The sequence below is a fragment of the Streptomyces sp. WAC00040 genome, assembly GCF_056835925.1.
Genome location: NZ_JAKQZE010000001.1, coordinates 1,601,987 through 1,619,894, shown reverse-complemented (window position 1 = coordinate 1,619,894; position 17,908 = coordinate 1,601,987). Strand labels below are relative to the sequence as shown.

General features: G+C 70.5%; 16 protein-coding genes. 3 read left to right on the top strand and 13 right to left on the bottom strand.

Annotated features, from left to right (window positions below; translation table 11 throughout):
- Positions 1-228 precede the first annotated feature (228 nt).
- The 9 genes from MDN94_RS07450 to MDN94_RS07410 all read right to left on the bottom strand — a co-directional run bounded on the left by MDN94_RS07450 (position 229) and on the right by MDN94_RS07410 (position 9,860).
- The gene (locus MDN94_RS07450) at positions 229-1,041 is read right to left on the bottom strand and encodes an HAD family hydrolase (protein ID WP_482725119.1); all 813 of its coding nucleotides are present in this window, start codon (positions 1,039-1,041) and stop codon (positions 229-231) included.
- Entirely contained in the window at positions 1,038-2,315 is a 1,278-nt protein-coding gene (serS, locus tag MDN94_RS07445) for a serine--tRNA ligase (RefSeq protein WP_189474278.1), read from the bottom strand. Before serS ends, MDN94_RS07450 begins: the two co-directional genes overlap by 4 nt.
- Before the next feature lie 568 nt (positions 2,316-2,883).
- Complete coding sequence (gene pheA, locus MDN94_RS07440; RefSeq protein ID WP_441263275.1) at positions 2,884-3,819, bottom strand: prephenate dehydratase; 936 nt, start codon at positions 3,817-3,819, stop codon at positions 2,884-2,886.
- A gap of 32 nt (positions 3,820-3,851) precedes the next feature.
- Positions 3,852-5,117 (bottom strand): iron uptake transporter deferrochelatase/peroxidase subunit, encoded by a 1,266-nt coding sequence (efeB, locus tag MDN94_RS07435; protein ID WP_482725118.1) that lies wholly within the window; start codon positions 5,115-5,117, stop codon positions 3,852-3,854.
- A 6-nt stretch (positions 5,118-5,123) separates the two neighbouring features.
- Positions 5,124-7,034 carry a copper resistance CopC/CopD family protein gene (locus MDN94_RS07430; RefSeq protein ID WP_482727026.1) on the bottom strand — a complete coding sequence of 637 codons (1,911 nt, stop codon included), beginning with the start codon at positions 7,032-7,034 and terminating at the stop codon, positions 5,124-5,126.
- Between the two features lie 22 nt (positions 7,035-7,056).
- Positions 7,057-7,548 carry a copper chaperone PCu(A)C gene (locus MDN94_RS07425; protein WP_482725117.1) on the bottom strand — a complete coding sequence of 164 codons (492 nt, stop codon included), beginning with the start codon at positions 7,546-7,548 and terminating at the stop codon, positions 7,057-7,059.
- Positions 7,503-8,201: an SCO family protein gene (locus MDN94_RS07420; protein WP_482725116.1), complete on the bottom strand. Its 699-nt coding sequence runs from the start codon at positions 8,199-8,201 to the stop codon at positions 7,503-7,505. The genes MDN94_RS07425 and MDN94_RS07420 overlap by 46 nt, the downstream gene beginning before the upstream one ends.
- A 36-nt stretch (positions 8,202-8,237) precedes the next feature.
- On the bottom strand, positions 8,238-8,984 hold the full coding sequence (locus MDN94_RS07415; RefSeq protein ID WP_482725115.1) for a YcnI family copper-binding membrane protein: 747 nt from the start codon (positions 8,982-8,984) through the stop codon (positions 8,238-8,240).
- Between the two features lie 93 nt (positions 8,985-9,077).
- On the bottom strand, positions 9,078-9,860 hold the full coding sequence (locus tag MDN94_RS07410) for a hypothetical protein (RefSeq protein WP_482725114.1): 783 nt from the start codon (positions 9,858-9,860) through the stop codon (positions 9,078-9,080).
- A gap of 192 nt (positions 9,861-10,052) precedes the next feature.
- Here MDN94_RS07410 and MDN94_RS07405 point away from each other — a divergent pair, with 192 nt between their 5' ends.
- The gene (locus MDN94_RS07405; RefSeq protein WP_482725113.1) at positions 10,053-10,514 is read left to right on the top strand and encodes an ATP-binding protein; all 462 of its coding nucleotides are present in this window, start codon (positions 10,053-10,055) and stop codon (positions 10,512-10,514) included.
- A 33-nt stretch (positions 10,515-10,547) separates the two neighbouring features.
- On the opposite strand, the gene MDN94_RS07400 is transcribed toward MDN94_RS07405, so the two are convergent.
- Positions 10,548-12,035 carry an aminopeptidase P family protein gene (locus tag MDN94_RS07400; RefSeq protein WP_482725112.1) on the bottom strand — a complete coding sequence of 496 codons (1,488 nt, stop codon included), beginning with the start codon at positions 12,033-12,035 and terminating at the stop codon, positions 10,548-10,550.
- A 120-nt stretch (positions 12,036-12,155) separates the two neighbouring features.
- Positions 12,156-13,622 carry a PP2C family protein-serine/threonine phosphatase gene (locus MDN94_RS07395; protein ID WP_482725111.1) on the bottom strand — a complete coding sequence of 489 codons (1,467 nt, stop codon included), beginning with the start codon at positions 13,620-13,622 and terminating at the stop codon, positions 12,156-12,158.
- A 570-nt stretch (positions 13,623-14,192) separates the two neighbouring features.
- On the opposite strand from MDN94_RS07395, the gene MDN94_RS07390 reads away from it, so the two are divergent.
- The gene (locus MDN94_RS07390) at positions 14,193-14,957 is read left to right on the top strand and encodes a bifunctional DNA primase/polymerase (protein WP_482725110.1); all 765 of its coding nucleotides are present in this window, start codon (positions 14,193-14,195) and stop codon (positions 14,955-14,957) included.
- A gap of 230 nt (positions 14,958-15,187) precedes the next feature.
- The gene (locus tag MDN94_RS07385) at positions 15,188-15,832 is read left to right on the top strand and encodes a hypothetical protein (RefSeq protein WP_482725109.1); all 645 of its coding nucleotides are present in this window, start codon (positions 15,188-15,190) and stop codon (positions 15,830-15,832) included.
- Between the two features lie 194 nt (positions 15,833-16,026).
- Here the strand turns inward: MDN94_RS07385 and MDN94_RS07380 are convergent, their stop codons facing one another.
- The gene (locus MDN94_RS07380; protein WP_482725108.1) at positions 16,027-17,019 is read right to left on the bottom strand and encodes a DUF5926 family protein; all 993 of its coding nucleotides are present in this window, start codon (positions 17,017-17,019) and stop codon (positions 16,027-16,029) included.
- Between the two features lie 262 nt (positions 17,020-17,281).
- Positions 17,282-17,839, bottom strand: coding sequence for an ATP-binding protein (locus tag MDN94_RS07375; protein WP_482727025.1), 558 nt, complete (start codon positions 17,837-17,839; stop codon positions 17,282-17,284).
- Positions 17,840-17,908: the final 69 nt, after the last annotated feature.

The following is a 17,908-nucleotide window of genomic DNA, read 5'->3' as shown; positions in this document are numbered from 1 at the left end:
CCGGCACAGTTGTGGGGCCGGGACAGCACATCTGTGCGACCGGCGCCACCGACCGGGAGAGGAGCGCGGCGATGACCGAAGGTTCGAGCCCGAGTCCGTCGTGCTCCCGTCGAGGCGGCACCCGGCAGGCGGCGGAGTAGTCATCACACTCCGCACGGCCGCCGGGCGGCCGCCCAGGGGGCGGCCGCTTCGAGCGCGCATCCGCGCGGGCCGCCCCCTCCCGGACACTCAGCCGGACAGCAGATGCTCCAGCACCACCGCGATGCCGTCGTTGTCGTTCGACGCGGTGATCTCGTGGGCCACTGCCTTCAGTTCGTCGTGCGCGTTCGCCATCGCCACACCGTGCGCCGCCCAGCCGAACATCGGGATGTCGTTCGGCATGTCACCGAAGGCGATGGTGTCCGCCGCCCGCAGTCCCAGCCGCCGGGCGGCCAGCGACAGGCCGGTTGCCTTGCTCAGCCCCAGCGGCAGGATCTCCACGACACCCGCGCCGGCCATGACCACATCCACCAGATTCCCGACCGTCGCCCTGGCCGCCTTCGCCAGTTCGTCGTCGCCGAGCGTCGGGTGCTGTATGTAGACCTTGTTCAGCGGTGCTGCCCACAGGTCGGCGGGGTCGTGCATGGGAACGTAGGGCAGGGGGCCCTCCAGCACCCGGTAACCGGAGCCGACCAGCACGTCGCCCTCGAGGCCGTCGCGGCTCGCGGCGAGCAGCAGCGGCCCCACCTCGGCCTCGATCTTGGACAGGGCGAGTCCGGCCAGCTGCCGGTCGAGCGTCACGGAGGTCAGTAGCCGGTGTTCGCCGGCGTGGTAGACCTGCGCCCCCTGCCCGCAGACCGCCAGACCGTCGTACCCCAGGTCATCGAGGATGTGCCTGGTCCACGGCACCGCCCGACCGGTGACGATGATGTGGGCGGAGCCCGCCTCTGTCACCGCGGCGAGCGCGTCGCGCGTGCGTTGCGAGACCGTGTCGTCGCCGCGCAGCAGCGTTCCGTCGAGATCGGTGGCGACGAGCTTGTACGGGAAGAGGGCCGGGCTCACTTGGAGATCGGCTCCAGCAGTTCGCGTCCACCGAGATACGGGCGCAGCACCTCGGGAACGCGCACGGAACCGTCGGCCAGCTGGTGGTTCTCGAGGATCGCCACGATGGTGCGCGGCACGGCGCACAGCGTTCCGTTCAGCGTCGCCAGCGGCTGCACCTTCTTGCCTTCGCGCATACGCACGGAGAGGCGGCGCGCCTGGAAACCGTCGCAGTTCGAGGCTGAGGTCAGCTCGCGGTACTTGCCCTGGGTCGGGATCCACGCCTCGCAGTCGAACTTGCGCGACGCGGACGCGCCCAGGTCACCGGTCGCCACGTCGATCACCTGGAACGGCAGCTCCAGGGCGGTCAGCCACTGCTTCTCCCAGTCCAGCAGGCGCTTGTGCTCCGCCTCGGCGTCCTCCGGCGCGACGTACGAGAACATCTCGACCTTGTCGAACTGGTGGACGCGGAAGATGCCGCGGGTGTCCTTGCCGTAGGTGCCGGCCTCGCGGCGGAAGCAGGGTGAGAAGCCCGCGTACCGCAGCGGCAGCTTGTCGGCGTCGAGGATCTCGTCCATGTGGTACGCGGCGAGCGGTACTTCGGACGTGCCGACCAGGTAGTAGTCGTCCTTCTCCAGGTGGTACACGTTCTCCGAGGCCTGGCCGAGAAACCCGGTGCCCTCCATGGCGCGCGGTCGGACCAGCGCGGGCGTGAGCATCGGGATGAAGCCGGCCTCCGTGGCCTGCGCGATCGCCGCGTTGACGAGGGCGAGCTCGAGAAGCGCGCCGACACCGGTGAGGTAGTAGAAGCGCGAGCCGGACACCTTGGCACCGCGTTCGACGTCGATGGCGCCGAGCGCCTCGCCGAGCTCCAGGTGGTCCTTGGGAGTGAAGCCCTCCGCGCCGAAGTCGCGGATCGTGCCGTGCGTCTCGAGGACGACGAAGTCCTCCTCGCCGCCGACCGGGACGTCCTCGTGGACGAGGTTGCCGAGCTGGAGCAGCAGGCGGCGGGTCTCTTCCTCGGCGTCGTTCTGCTCGGCCTCTGCGGCCTTGACGTCGCTCTTGAGCTGCTCGGCCTTCTTGAGCAGTTCGGCACGCTCGTCCGGGGTGGCCTTGGGGATCAGCTTGCCGAGCGACTTCTGCTCGGAGCGCAGCTCGTCGAAGCGGAGGCCCGAGGACCTTCGCCGCTCGTCGGCGGAGAGCAGGGCGTCGACGAGGCCGACGTCCTCTCCACGGGCGCGCTGAGAGGCGCGGACACGGTCAGGGTCCTCACGGAGCAGGCGAAGGTCAATCACCCCACCAGGCTACCGGTGTCGACTCGCCCCACCCCACCCGATATCTAAGTGCGTGTCGCTTTGCCCGGATTGTGAGTAGTTGCCAGAATTAATAAACGTGCGGTGAAAGTAAATCCGGCAGTGTCAAACAATCGAGGCTCTTTCGCCGAAAGGGTGCACGGGCGGTGGTTCCCGCTCCGGCCCCGCGCCCCCGGCCGCCGCTCCTGGAGGGGCTTGTCCACAGGGATGCACCGGCCCGTAAAGTTATCCACAGCCTGTGTGCACGATCTGTGGATTGCGGAAGTGATCATTCCGGCAGTCGCCTGCGGGCCCGGGAATTCCCATCTCAAACCGGCCTCACGCACTCATTCGGGTGGGAATTCCTCGCCCCAAAGAGTTGATCAATGGAATTTGGGTGACAGGGGCCGACCTGGTGCTCTGTGGACGGAAGTGGGCGGGTCGGCCGATTTGTCGACCCTGTGACGTTCTGTTGTCGACTTGTCCCCAGGTCGAGAAGCGTGCCTGTGGACAAGTTCTGTGGACAACTAAAATCTGCAGGTAGGACCAGCCGCTTCAGGGGCAGGACGCCTCAGGCGCGGCCGTCCTGGCAGCGTGCCAGCCAGTCCGACGCTGCCGTGAATTCCACGTCCGATGTGCCGGCACGCAGCGGTCGTACGTCGTCCGCCGTCACACCGGCCCTCGGGTAGGAACCGAGGAAGCGCACCTTGGGACAGATCCGCTTCAGCCCCATCAAGGCCTCGCCCACCCGCCGGTCCGCGATATGGCCTTCCGCGTCTACCGCGAAGCAGTAGTTGCCGATGCCGGCGCCCGTCGGCCGGGACTGGATCAGCATCAGGTTGACCCCGCGTACCGCGAACTCCTGGAGCAGTTCCAGCAGCGCACCGGGGTGGTCGTCGCCCAGCCAGATGACGACGGACGTCTTGTCGGCACCGGTCGGCGCCGAGGGCCGCGCGGGCCGCCCCACGAGGACGAAGCGCGTCTCCGCGTTCTCAGCGTCGTGGATCTCGCTGACCAAGGGCTCCAGCCCGTACGTGGCCGCCGCGAACTCGCCGGCGAAGGCGGCGTCGTAGCGGCCCTCCTGCACCAGCCGGGCGCCGTCGGCGTTCGAGGCGGCCGACTCCCACAGCGCGTCGGGGAGGTTGTTGCGCAGCCAGTTCCGCACCTGAGGCTGCGCGACCGGGTGGCCGGTCACCGTCTTCACCTCGGAGAGCTTCGTCCCCGGGCGCACCAGCAGCGCGAAGGCGATGGGCAGCAGCACCTCGCGGTAGATCATCAGCGGCTCGCCAGAGGCGAGCTCGTCGAGCGTGGCGGTGACGCCGCCCTCCACGGAGTTCTCGATCGGTACGAGAGCGGCCGCCGCCTCCCCGGCCCGTACGGCGTCCAGCGCGGCGGGGACGGAGACCATCGGGACGAGTTCCCTGGTCGCGGCTTCCGGGAGAGTACGCAGGGCGGCTTCGGTGAAGGTGCCCTCGGGACCGAGATATGTGAAGCGCGTGGCCGACATACCGTCACCCTAATGGGCCGCGGAACCGCCCCTCACGTCTCCAGCAACCGCTGCCCCACGTACTCGCCCCCCTTCGGCGCCGCCGGCACGGCGAACAGTCCGCTCGCCTCGTGCCGGACGAACGCCGAGAGGGCGTCGCCCCGGTCCAGCTTGCGCTGCACCGGCACGAAGCCGCGCAGCGGGTCGGCCTGCCAGCAGATGAAGAGCAGCCCGGCGTCGGGGGTCCCGTCCGGGCCGATCCCGTCGTGGAACGAGAAGGGCCGGCGCAGCATCGCGGCGCCGCCGTTCTGCTCCGGCGCGGAGATACGGGCGTGCGCGTTCTCGGGTACGACCAGCTTTCCGTCGGGCCCGGTCTCGTCGAGGGCGAGTTCCGTGGTCTCCGTACCGCCGGTCAGCGGGGCGCCGTCCGACTTCCGCCGTCCGATGACCCGCTCCTGCTGGTGGAGCGAGAGCTTCTCCCAGTCGTCGAGGAGCATCCGGATGCGGCGCACCACGGCGTACGACCCGCCGTCCAGCCACGGATGGTCGCTGCCGGACGGTACGAAGAGCCGCTGCTCGAAGTCGGGTTCCGACGGCTTGGGGTTTCCGGTGCCGTCGACCTGTCCCATCAGATTGCGGGCGGTCATCGGCTGCGCGGTCGCGCCGGGCGAACGGTTGAAGCCGTTCATCTGCCAGCGCACCCGGGCCGCGGCACCCGCCGCCTTCTGGACCGCGCGCAGCGCGTGGAAGGCGACGAGAGCGTCGTTGGCCCCGATCTGCACCCAGAGGTCGCCGTTGGAACGTCCCGCGTCCAACTGGTCCGAGGAGAACGCCGGCAGCGGGTCGAGCCCCGGCGGCCGCTGCGCCACCAGGGACGTTCGGTCGAAGAAGGAGCGGCCGAACCCGAAGGTGACGGTCAGCGAGGACGGTCCCGCGTCCAGTGCGATGCCCGTGTCACCGTCGCCGGCGGGCCGGCCGGCCATCAGGTCGGCGGCCAGGGCGGACCAGCGCCGCATCAGCGCCGCCGCCTCCTTACGCCCGGCTCCGGGGGCAAGGTCGAAGGCGACCAGATGACCGTGCGCCTGCTGTGGTTCGGTGATGCCCGCCTGGTGCGGGCGGTCGTGGAAGGCGATGCCCGTGGACCCGACCGTGGCGAGCGCGGTGGGGCTCTCCTCGGCCACGGCGTACGCCGCGGCGCCGCCTGCCGCGCCCAGCACGAGACCGGTCGCACCGGCGGCGCCCGCCGTGCCGAGCAGTCGTCGTCTGGAGATGCCGTCGTGGCCGGAGGAGGCGCCGCTCGCAGGAGTCAGGGATGTCACGGTGGTTCAGCCGATCTTGATGTTCTTGTCGATGGTCGTCTGGTCGATGTCCGAGGTCCGCACGGTCACCTTGACCTGCCAGTCGCCCGGCATCGGGATCTGGACGGCGCTCGCGGTCCAGTGTCCCGCGGCGATGCGGTCCGGGGTGATGGGCAGCGGGCCGATCTCCTTGGCCTTCAGGGTGAAGGAGACCTTCACCTCCGGGGCGTCCAGGGCCTTGCCGTCCGGCGACTCGATCCATACGTGCATGTCGTTGGCGCCGGAGAGCGCCGGGTCCAGGCTGAGGCGCACCGTTCCCTTGCCGCTGGGGCCGCCCGTGTCGAACGGCATCCTGACCTCCGTCGGCCCCGCCGGAGCGGCGGGCGCGGCCTGCGCGGCGCCGGCCCTGGCGGTCTCCTCCGTACGGCCCGGCTCGGTGGAGGTGAGCACGGTCGTCACGGCGAGCAGGACCACCGCGACGCCTGTTTCCGCCAGCACGGAACGGCGCAGTCCGGAACGCTCGCGGTCGGCGTCCCGGTTCCGCTTGCGCTCGGCCGTCGCCACTGCGGCCCTCTGCCGGGCGAGCTGCGCCTCGCGTGCGGGGTCGGCGGACGCGCCCGCGTCCTCGTCCTTCTCCGCTGTCCCCTCGGCATCCGCGATCCCGGACACCTGCTCGGCCTCCGCGACGTCGGCGAGCTGCGCCGTCCAGCGCCGGGAGATCCACGCGACGCCGACCATGACGGCGACGAGCCCCACCTTGAGCAGCAGCAGTTGCCCGTACCTCGTCCCGGTCAGCGCCGACCACGAGCCGACCTGCCGCCACGACTGGTACAACCCGGTAGCGGCCAGCACCACGACGCTGGTGAAGGCGACGGTGGAGAACCGCCGGACCGCGCGGCGTTCCACCGCCGACGACCGGTAGAGAGCGGTCAGCAGCGTGGCGAGGCCGCCGAGCCAGACAGCGACGGCCAGCAGGTGCAGCACGTCGACGGGCATCGCGACGACCGACTGGATACCGGTCGACGCGTGCTCGGACAGTGCCCATGTCGCGGCGATGCCGGCCGCGACGACCGTGCCTCCGATGGCGAGCCCGAAACTCAGGTCCTTCTTCTCGGCCCCGTCCTCGCGCTTCGCGAACGCGCCGAAGAGGACGGCCACGAACAGTGCGGCCGCCCCGAGGAGCAGCAGCCGTGAGACGAGAGCCGCCCCGGTCTTGGTCTCGAGAACAGCAGGCAGTGCCCCGAGATCGAGGATGTCGCCGAGGCTGCCGGAGCCGGTGTAAGGCCCTCGTAGCACCAGCATGGCGAGAGTGGACGCCGTCATGGCCACCCAGCCGTGCACGACCAGGCGCTGCACCGGCCGTACCGCCGCACCGCGCTGCCAGCACAGCAGCACGAAGGCCGCCCCGCCGGCGAGCAGTACGAAACCGGCGTACGCGACGTAGCGTGCGACGCCGTACAGGAAGCCGACGATCCCGCCGCCGGCCTGCTCCTCGGGCAGCGCGACCGTGGTGCTGGAAGGAGCGCCGATGGAGAAGGTGAAGGCTCCGGAGACCGGATGGCTGTCGGCGGAGACGGCCTTCCAGGCGACGGTGTACGTACCGTCGGGCAGGCCGGCATGGAGATCGACACCGTAGGCGACGGTGCCCCCGGTGCCGAGATCGCGGACCTTGGCGGTGTCGGCGCGCTTGCCGCTCGGTTCCAGGACCCGGATCGAGTCGTCGCCCATGGCGATCTGTTCGGAGAAGGTCAGGGTGACCTCCTTCGGCGCGGTGGCCACCACCGCCCCGTCCTTCGGGTTGCTCCCGGTCAGCGCGGCGTGGGCCGCAGCTGGGCTCGCGCCGGCCAGCAGCGCGCCGAGAACCGTGCCCAACAGCACGGTCACGGCGAGCAGCACCCGGACCGGGAACCGTCCGAAGCGCGGGGCGGTGGCTGTCATCATCTGATCCGTCCCTGGATGCTCAGTGCTTCTGCGGGTTGTGGGTGGTCTCCTTCACGGGGAGCTCGACCTTGATCGGGTCCGACTTCTCGAAGTGCAGCTCGACGGAGACCTTCTCGCCCTGCTTCGGCTGCTGCTTGAGAGCCATGAACATGATGTGGTTGCCACCACGTTCGAGGTCGAGCTCGCCGCCGGCCGGGATGTCGAAGGACTTCACCTCCCGCATCTTCTGGTTCTTCGTCTCGTGGATCGTGACGTCGTCGGAGATGGTGCTGGTGACCGAGGTGAGCCTGTCCGCGCTGCCGCCGTCGTTCTCGACGGTCAGGAATCCGGCGGCCATGTCGCCGACGGGCTGCGGCACGAAGCCGCCGCTGACCTTCAACTCGGGCCCGCTGCCGGACGAGCAGCCAGCGAGGGCCAGGCCCACACCCAGCCCGACGGCGGCGACGGCGGTACGGACGCGTGGAGTCACGGCTTCTCGCCCTTGATCAGCTCCGGGAGGTCCGCCGCCCATTCGTCCGCCGTGGTGTTCTCGCCGTACAGCACGTAGCCCTGGTCCGTCTTCGGGGAGAAGGCGACGACCTGGGCGCCGTGCATGGACACGACGGTGCCGTTCTTCTCCTTCTTCGGGGCGTCGATGCCGATGCCGATCTGACGCGCTCCCGCCTGGATGGTCGGGAAGTCGCCGGTGAGTCCGATGAAGGACGGGTCACCGGCGCTCGGCAGCCACTTGGCGAGCTCGGCCGCGGTGTCCCGCTCGGGGTCGGTGGTGACGAAGACGACCTGGAGCTTGTCCTGGTCGGCCTTGGGCAGCTGCTTCTTGGCGATGGAGAGGTTGCTCATCGTCAGGGGGCAGACGTCGGGGCAGTGCGTGTAGCCGAAGTAGATCAGCGTCGGCCTGCCCTTGGTCCGCTCGCGCAGGTCGAACTTCTTGCCGCTGGTGTCGGTCAGCACGAGATCGGGCTTTGTGTACGGCTGCGTGAGCACCGTCGCGGCCTGCGTCCTCGTCTCCGCGGAGACCTGACTGACGGGGCTGTCGTCACCGGAGTCGTTCTGGGTGACGGCGACGCCGGCCGCCACGGCGAACGCGGCCGTGACGGCGAGCGCCGCGACCAGCGGCGCTCGCCGGCTGCGGCGGGGCTCCCCGTCGCTCTTGGGGTTGTGCATGGGGTTCTCTTTCAAAGCGGTTCGGTACGGGGACGGTCAGGCCGAGCGGCGGCGTCCGGCGAGCACGCCGAAGGTCACGCCCGCGGCGCCGACGAGAATGCCGACGACACCCAGGATGCGGGCGGTGGAGTCACTGCTGTCGGCGGAGGTGGAAGCGGAGGACGTGGCGTCCTTCTTCCCGTGGTCCGAGGCCTTGGCGTCGTCCCCGGCGGCGGCACCGGTCGCGCCCGCGCCGTGGTGGTCGTCGCCGGCGGCCGACAACTTGAGGACGGGAGCGGGGGCCTCGGGCTCCTCGCCACCCTCCACCGGCTCCTCGATCCAGCGCACGACCTCCTTGTTGTCGTACGTCTGGATGGCCTTGAACACCATCTGGTCGGCGTCCTCGGGCAACCGGCCGAGGGAGAGCGGGAACTGCTGGAACTGGCCCGGTCCGATCTTGCCGCCGTCGGCGGTCCAGGTGACCTTGGTGACGGCTTCGGTGATCTGCTTGCCGTGCACCTCGAGGGGCTTGTCCAGCTTCGACTTGTCGACGGTGACCTTCCACCCCTGCACGGGCTGCGGCATCACGGACGACAGGGGGTGCTCGGCGGGCAGGTTGATCTCGACCTTCACGGTCGAGGCGTTGTCGCGCTCGTTCGGCACCTTGACGTTGACGACCGCGTAACCGCCCTTGGCGGCCTCGCCCTGCGGCTGTACGCCGACGTGCGCGAAGGCGGCGCCGGAGAACATCAGCACCGATGTGGCGGCGACGGCGGACGCGGCGGCGATACGGGAAACGTTCATGACAGGAAGCTCCACGGTGGAGAGAAGTGAGGTGTGCCGGCAACGCGCGGGTGTGCGCGGGCACCGCGGCACCACTCCCGTCGAGGGGCCGCGTCAGGCGCTGAGGACGAATACGGGCGGCGGCCCGCGCCTGATCACCGTGTGCTGTAGTTCCTGACCCGCAACGGGCAGGGGAGGTCCGGCCACCGGCGGCACGAGGACCGGCCCGGCGCCCGGCGTCTGCTGGAGTCCCGCCCGCAGGGCGTGCACCAGGACCATCGCGGCCCGCAACGGGCGCAACCACGCGATCTGCACGACCTCGTGGGCCGAGTCTGCCGAGAGCCGGATCAGCCGTGACAGCGCAGCGTCGCCGCGGCGCATCAGCAGTCCGGTCGCGACGGCCGCCAGCAGGTGCCCGAGCAGCATGGGCAGCGAGGGCAGCAGTTCCGGCGTGGCCACCGCCTGGGCGGTGTGCGTGTGCGCCGTGTGGGCGGCCGGATCGATGCCTGCCATGGTGACGATGCGGCGGGCTTCCGCGGGGCTCATCGCGGAGGCCCCCGCTCCGCACACCAGCTTCGCCGCCAGTCTGATCAGGGCGTCGTCGGCCGTCGGCGCCAGCCGCAGATGACCCTGGCCGGTGGCGAAGAGCGTGTGCAGGGCGAGCTGCCCGGCGGTGAGCACTCCGGCGATCGCGGGCAGCGAACGCTCCCTGCCGGTGAACGGCAGGACGACGACGAAGACCCCGATGAGGCCGAGGGCCAAAGTCCACAGGGGGACCGCCCGGCAGGCGGCGAGCACATGTCCCGTCCCGGACAGCACGACGCAGACCGCGGTGAACACCGCGGCCCTCAGCAGCCGCAGACCGGCTCCGGCGCGTGCTTGGCGTATGGACGACATGGCCGGCTCATCATCGCACTGCGGTGCCGACGCCCGTACGGCAGGTCCGGAAGATCCCCTTTGCCGGCATACACCGGTGGGCGCGGAACGCGCATCCGCCGAACGAGGGCGGTCAGTCCGACGATGCGCTTACGCAGCGTGCCTTGGGGCAATACGTATCGGTATGTCGAGCCGCGGCCAGGAGGCTGGAGCATGAGCATCTGGTGGTCCCTCCACTTGCGGCGCGAGGCTGCGAGCGTGCCGCTCGCACGGCGCCTGTTGCTGGGCACCATGGAGACCGCCGGCGTCGATCCGGACATCTCCTACGACTTGTCGGTCGCGCTGACCGAGGCATGCGCCAACGCCGTCGAGCACGGCGGCGACCGGGACACCGACGAAGCGTCCAGGGACTACCGCGTGACGGCCTACCTGGACGGCGAGAAGTGCCGCATCGAGGTGGCCGATTCGGGCCCGGGCTTTCCCGTCGGCGGCGCCACCCTGCGTGGCCACAGCGCCGCCCCTGCCCCCGGCCATGCCGAGAGCGGCCGCGGTCTGTGCCTGATCGAGCAGCTCGCCGATCATGTCCACGTCCGCAACAGGCCCGGGCGCGGTGCCGTGGTCAGCTTCGACAAGATCCTCAAATGGCGTGAGGGCGCGCTGCTCGGCGTGTCATGAGCAGCGCGCCCTCACCGGGCGTTTCCTGCCGGATCAGCTCTGCTGGAGCGAGGCCATCCAGGCCTCCACCTCGTCGGCCTGACGCGGCAGCGCGGCGGAGAGGTTCCTGTTGCCGTCCTCGGTCACGAGGATGTCGTCCTCGATGCGGACGCCGATGCCGCGGTACTCCTCGGGCACGGTCAGGTCGTCGGCCTGGAAGTACAGGCCGGGCTCGACGGTGAGGCACATGCCCGGCTCGAGGGTGCCGTCGACGTACGCCTCCGTGCGCGCGGCGGCGCAGTCGTGCACGTCCATGCCGAGCATGTGGCCGGTGCCGTGGAGCGTCCAGCGCCGCTGCAGGCCCAGTTCGATCACCCGCTCGACGGGGCCCTCGACCAGACCCCACTCGACGAGCTTCTCGGCGAGCACCCGCTGCGAGGCGTCGTGGAAGTCGCGGTACTTGGCGCCGGGCCTGACGGCCGCGATACCGGCCTCCTGGGCCTCGTACACGGCGTCGTAGATCTTGCGCTGGATCTCGGTGTACCGGCCGCTGATGGGCAGTGTGCGGGTGACGTCCGCGGTGTAGAGCGTGTGGGTCTCCACGCCGGCGTCGAGCAGCAGCAGGTCGCCGGAGCGGACGGGGCCGTCGTTGCGCACCCAGTGCAGGGTGGTCGCGTGCGGGCCGGCGGCGCAGATCGAGCCGTAGCCGACGTCGTTGCCCTCGACCCGGGCGCGCAGGAAGAAGGTGCCCTCGATGTAGCGCTCGCTGGTGGCCTGAGCCTTGTCGAGGACCTTGACGACGTCCTCGAAGCCGCGGGCGGTGGAGTCGCACGCCTTCTGGAGCTCGCCGATCTCGAAGTCGTCCTTCACGGCGCGGGCTTCCGAGAGGAAGACACGCAGCTCCTCGTCGCGCTCCTTGGTGACCTTGTCGGTCAGAGCGGCCTCGATGGAGGCGTCGTGGCCACGGACGACCCGTACCGGACCGGTGGCCTCGCTCAGCTTGGCGGCCAGCTCCCGGACGTCCTCGGCGGGAATGCCCAGCAGCTGCTCGGCCTCCGCGAGGGAGTGGCGGCGGCCGACCCACAGCTCGCCCTGGCCCGACAGCCAGAACTCGCCGTTCTCACGGTTGGAGCGCGGCAGGAGGTAGATCGTGGCGACGTGGCCCTCGCCCCTGGGCTCCAGCACCAGGACGCCGTCCTCGGTCTGGTCGCCGGTCAGGTACGCGTACTCGGTCGAGGCGCGGAAGCTGTACTCGGTGTCGTTCGAGCGGGTCTTCAGGTTGCCCGCAGGGACGACCAGTCGCTCGCCCGGGAACCGTGCCGAGAGTGCGGCACGGCGGGCCGCGGTGTGCGTGGCCTGCGCGATGGGCTCGAGACCGTGCAGTTCGGTGTCGGCCCAGCCGGTGGTCATGTTCTCGGCCAGCTCGTCGGACACGCCCGGGTACAGGCCGTTCTTGCGCTGCTTGATCGGCTGCTCCTCGCCCTCCGCGCCTGCTGCGTCCGCAGCAAGATCGGTTTCCGCCGGGGTGAGCTCCTCAGCCACGTCTGCCTCCTGGGCTTGTCGGCCTTGACCGTTTACGACACCTTGCCCCCTCCTCCGGGTCGGCGAGGGGACGCTTCCATCGTATGTGTGACCGGAAGAGGCCGGAAAGCGTGTGAGAAATCAGTCAAATCGGGCAGCAAGCAGGACGACGTCCTCTCCGCCGCCGGTGCTGTCCGGTCCGTCGGGGAGCACCGCCCCGACGATGTGGTCGGCGATCGCCGCGGGGTCGCCGCGCAGCGCTCGCGGAACGCCCGCCGCGGCGGAGTGGAGCCGGGTGAAGGCGCGGTCCATGGGGTCGCCGGCGCGCCGCAGCAGTCCGTCCGTGTACAGCAGCACCGTTTCTCCCGGCTGGAGGCGGAGTTCGACGCTCGGCGCCTCCCAGCAGGCGAGCATCCCCAGCGGAGCCGACAGCGACGTCTCGACGAACTCCGTGCGCCCGTCGCCGATCACCAGCGGCGGTGTGTGACCGGCGCCGGCCAGCACGATCTTTCGCTCGGCGGGTTCGGCGTAGGCGAAGAGAGCGGTCGCCGTGCGCGCGGGCTCGGTGAGACGCAGCAGCAGTTCGAGGTCTGACAGGACCGCGACCGGATCCTCGCCCTCCATCACCGCGTACGCCCGCAGAGAGGCCCGCAGCCTGCCCATCGCGGCGAGCGTGCTGGGGCCGCAGCCGCTGACCGAGCCGACCGCGAGTGCGAGCGCTCCCTCCGGCAGCGGCAGCGCGTCGTACCAGTGGCCGCCGCCGCGAGGGCCGCTGTGATGCCGGGCGGCGAGCTGGACGCCGGGCACCCGGGGCAGTCTGCGGGGCAGCAACTCCTCGGCGACGGTCGCGACGGTCGCGCGCGCCTGCTCCAGTTCGAGCAGTCGGGCCAGGTGTTCGGTGGCGGAGCGCATGTAGAGCCCGACCAGGTGGCACTGGCGCTCGACGGGTGCGGCAGGTTCGTCGTAGAGCCAGACGGCCGCGCCGAGTGTGCCGGAGTCCTCTGTCGCCAGTGGGACCGTGTAACTGGCCGAATAGCCGAGGCGGATCGCTACCTCGCGGTGCAGGGGGTGGAGCGCGTCGTCGCCGAGCAGGTCGGGATGGGCGACGGGTCCGGGGACACCGGAGCGGCCGCTTTCGAGGATGCGGCCGTACGCCGTCGCGCCGCGCGGGACCGTCTCGATGTGGCCGAGGTCGGAGCGGCTGAGTCCGAGGCCCCTGGCGAGGCCGGGCCCGCGGTCGTCCTCGAGCGGGCTGTCGCGGGCGGCGTCCCGGCGCGGCTCGAGGACGACCAGTCCGCGGCGGGCGCCGACGAGTGCGGCGCCCGCACCGAGCAGTTCCTCGAGGGCGTCGTCGAGGGTGCCGGTTCTGATCAGCCGCTCGGTGAGTTCGTGGAGTGTGGTGAGGTCCGAGACCCAGCCGGCCAGGCGGTCCTGAAGCACCGCTCCGGCCGCGGGGGGCGCGGTGGGTACGGGGGGCAGGGTTGAGGGAGTGTGCGCGGGGGCAGGAACAGTTGAGTCGATTCCAGCCACTTTCGGCAGGTGAGGGGCGCTCATGGCAGCCGGCTTTCCGGCAGGTGCGTTTCGCTCAATAGCATCGCAAACCCCCATGTCATTCTGCGCCGCTATCAGTGCATCCACATCTACACGCACACGTAAGGTGTGTCCAGCACTGTCCCTGTGGGATTGGTGGTGTCCAGGCGATATGGGCGTACCCGTTAACTTGGCTGAAAAATGCACCCGATGGCGGCCGATTGAGGTCGACTGAGGGCGTTCGGCAGGGGGTCCCCCAGGGCGAAGGCCCGGGGGGAAAGCGTCATTGCAAGCGTGCTGGGTACGTAAACGGTGATGACCAGGGGCAGTTGAAAGCGCCCCGGAACCTGGCCGCGGGCCCCGGCGTCCTAACAGCCGGAGGCCGCGCCTCATCCCCGAGTGGCGGGGAAGAAGTACAGCGGGACAGCAAGCGCCAGGCGCGCGCCACCCCTCGCCACACGTTTAATGGACTACAGCCCACGTTCGGCCCTCGGGCGACGATCCTGTCGCCGGCGAAACCGAGGGCCCGCCCATGCCGGCGGCAAGGGGCGATGACGCCGATCAGTACGCGCACTTGTACGCACAGTAATGAGCTGCACACGAGATGTGATGTGGACCCCGGCGTTCAACGGAAAGGAACGAGCGCTCATGCGCGAGATCCTCGGAAGGCGACGCAGGCTCCGGTACCGGCGCGGGAAGGGACCTGATCAGCTTGAAGCGGCACTGACCTTCGCCGCCGAGTGGCAATGGCCCGTGCTCCCCGGTGCAGGACTGAAATCGGCCGGTGGCGACCGGTCCGAGGGCCGTGGCAGAAACCGCGGCGACCGCGGGTGCGCCTGCCCCGATCCGGAGTGCGTCGTCCCCGGCGCCCACCCCTTCGATCCCGGCCTCCTCGCCGCGACCACCGACGAGCGGATGATCCGCTGGTGGTGGACCAACCGGCCGACCGCCCCGATCATGCTGGCCACCGGTGGCCCGTCCCGGGTCGGGGGCTCCGGCGAAGGCCGCGCGCCCTGTGCCGTGAGCCTTCCCGCGGTGGCCGCATCGTGTGCGCTGTCGGTGCTGGACCGGATGGACATGCGACTGGGACCGGTGGTCGCCACCCCGACCCGCTGGTCGTTGCTCGTTGCCCCCTACACCCTGGAGCAGCTCGGCGAGCTGCTCTTCGTCAAGGACTGCGTGCCCAGTTCACTGCGCTTCCACGGCAGTGGCGGCTATCTGGTGCTTCCCCCCTCTCGGACCGGAACCGGTCAGGTGCGGTGGGAGCGGGCGCCGCTGCCCGGTTCAGCGGCACCGTGGCTGCCCGACGTCGAGGCGGTCGTGGACGCTCTTGTCGAGGCGAGCGCGAGCAGTACGCCCGGCAGCGGGCTCTATCCGCCGGAGGCGGGAGAGGGCAGCCGGCTCACGTACTGAACACCGGCAGCCGGCTCCAGCACACCTACTGGGAACCCTGGCCCAGGCAGCGCCGCACGAACGGGCCGCAGGCGGCCGCCACGGCTGCCACGTCGGGCCCGGCTCGTCACTCGTACGGGTAAGAGGTGGGCCGAACCGGCAGGGACATGGGCGCGCGGCGGCCGGGTGGTCACGGTCCGCCGATATCTTCGGGCAGTCGTTTCCGAACCTCCGCAGTCGGCTGGTGGCCCATGAATCTCCGCATGCTCGGGCTCGCCGCCGTGGTGGTGACGGTCACACTGGTACCCATCGTCGCGTCGGCCGGACCGGCGGCGGGGCCGCGACCGGCGAACGGAACGGGAACCGGCCCTGCCGACGACGCGAAGGGCCGGCGAGCGACCGCACCCGGTGCGCTGCCGGGGCTCGAGGCGTCCGAAGGCGCCGACATGGGAGCGGCCGGCGCCGCCGGCGCCCGGGACGAGCCTTCCGAGGCCGCGGCGGCGGGGCGCGAGGAGAGCGGCAGCGACGGTGACGCCGTCCCGCGGACGGACTCCCGATGTGGGCCGGAACTCGCCTCTGCCGGCGGCATCGAGGCGCAGACATGTGTGCTCACCCAGGGCGGCCGGACCTGGGGACGCACCTATTACCGCAATGCGACCGGTGAGGAATTGACGTCCGTACTCGCTCTGATGGCACCGGACGGACGCACTGTGCAGACCAACTGCAAGGTCGAGGCCGACGATGAGCCACGTGCGTGTGAAACTCCTCGTGAGCCTTCGGTCGGCAGCTCTTCCGACTACCGGGCGATCGCCGAGTTCGCCGTTCACGACAGAACGGGAGATGGGCCGCTGCTGCTCCGCTCCGGGAGCAACACCCAAGAGTTCACGGGCCGTTGAGACGCCAGAGGCGTTCGGGAAATGGAAACGCCCGATCGCTGGCGACGGGGGATGCACCAGCGACCGGGCTTCTAGAACGGTAACAAGAGATCTGCGGTTCGCAAATTCGATCTCTCGTATTCGGACAGGGATTTACCTTCCGAATGAGTGACTTGTGACAGGTGTCACCCAGTGCGCACCGGTAATCGTCACTCTCAGCTGAGCGTCACCTGGCGGTTGGTGAGACCCCCGCGCGCCCGGCGTTCCTCGGCGGTGAGCGGGGCGTCGCTCTCCAGCGCGGCGGCCAGCCGCTCGGCGAACTCGGCGGCGGGCTTCTCGCAGTCCTCGGCGCCCATCGTGGTCGGCAGGTCCCACACCGGAACCATCAGCCCGTGCGCACGGAAGGAGCCCACCAGACGGGTCCCTTCACCCAGCGACGACGTGCCGGCCGCGTGCAGCCTGGCCAGCGCGTCGAGCAGCTGCTCCTCGGGGTGCGGCATGACCCAGCGGAGGTGGTTCTTCTCCGGCGTTTCGCACCAGTAGGCGGCGTCGACGCCCGAGAGCTTCACCGTCGGGATCGCCGCGGCGTTGGCGCGTTCGAGGGAGGCGGCCACCTCGGGGGAGGCCTGCTCGGCCGAGGCCGGGACCCAGAACTCGAAACCGGAGTGGACGGTCGGCTCGAAAGAGGCGTCCGGGTCGAGCAGGTCCTGCAGCCGCACGCCCTCGGCCGGTGCGGTGGCGGCGGTGACCGGGGTGCCTGGCTGGGCGGTGAGTGCCCGCTGGAGCGTTGCGGCGAGGTCGCGGCTGAGATCGCCGGAGGGGGTGTCGTTCTGCAGGCCGAGGAGGACGGAGCCGTCGTCGCGCCGCAGGGCCGGCCATGCCATGGGCAGTACCGTCGCGAGCGTCACGGAGGGCACGCCCTCGGGAAGGCCGCCCTTCAGGGTGAGTTCGACGGTCGCGGCGGGCACCAGCTCACGCAGGGCCACCCAGTCGCACTCTCCCGGCAGTCCCTCGAAGGGGCGCTGGACCAGCTCCGTCACGGCGTGGGACGCCGCCCGGCCGTGACATGCCTTGTAGCGGCGGCCGGAGCCGCAGGGGCAGGGCTCGCGGGCTCCCACCACCGGAACCGGCTCGTCGACGCCTGCGGTGCGGGCCCCGTTCCTGAGCTGAGGCTTCGTCGCCTTCGTCTGGGGGCGCTTCTTGGCCATGGTGTGGCTTTCTCCCGATTGCGGCGGTGCTGTGTCGGGCGCGAGCCTAGCCGTCCACCGCCTCCGTGGGGGAGCAGCGGGGCGAGGCGCCCCGGAAGTCCACGCCGCGGAGGTCGTCGAAGTCGCCGTGCCTCAACAGCCGGCGTTGCCGGAACCGCTGAAGCCGAACCGGGCGGCGTGTTCGCTCCGGCACCGGCTGCGGGCCTCCCCCGGTCCGGCTCGCTCGGACGCGCTGACCGGTCGAAAGCCCTGCGGGAGAACGTCAGTCGAGATCGTCGAAAGCGTCCGCGAAGTCGAACGCGGGACCGCCGACGCGCGTAGCGAAATCCTCGCGGCGGTGCCCTTCCGTGACGATCACCCAGACAGTGACCTCACCGGCCGTGCTGTCACGCACTCCCCACTCCTGCGCCAGCGCCGTGATGATGTTGAGCCCGCGGCCCCCTCGTGCGGTGACCGAGGGTGTGGCCGGAACAGGGCGGGTCGGACCGCCTCCGTCCGTCACCTCGACCGTGAGCCGCCCCGCCTTGTCGACCCGCCACGCGGCCCGTACGTCACCGTCTCCCGCGTCCCCGTTCCCCAACGGCCTGCCGTGCCGGCAGGCGTTGCTCAGCAGCTCGGAAAGGATCAGTACTGCGTCGTCGACGACCGTTTCCGGGACACCACTGCGGTTCAGCTGTTCGCGCATCCTGTGTCGCGCCTCACCCACGCCCGCAGGGCCATGGGGTACGGCCATGCTCGACGACGTGGGCACCTCCTGTGCCACCACAAACGCCACCCCCGAGACCTCCTTTGCCCCACGCCACGGTGTGAATGCCCCAATGGACTGGACCGGAAACCGGCCAAGGGCGGAGCAGTGACGTACTCGACACCATCGCTTACGCGCCGAACG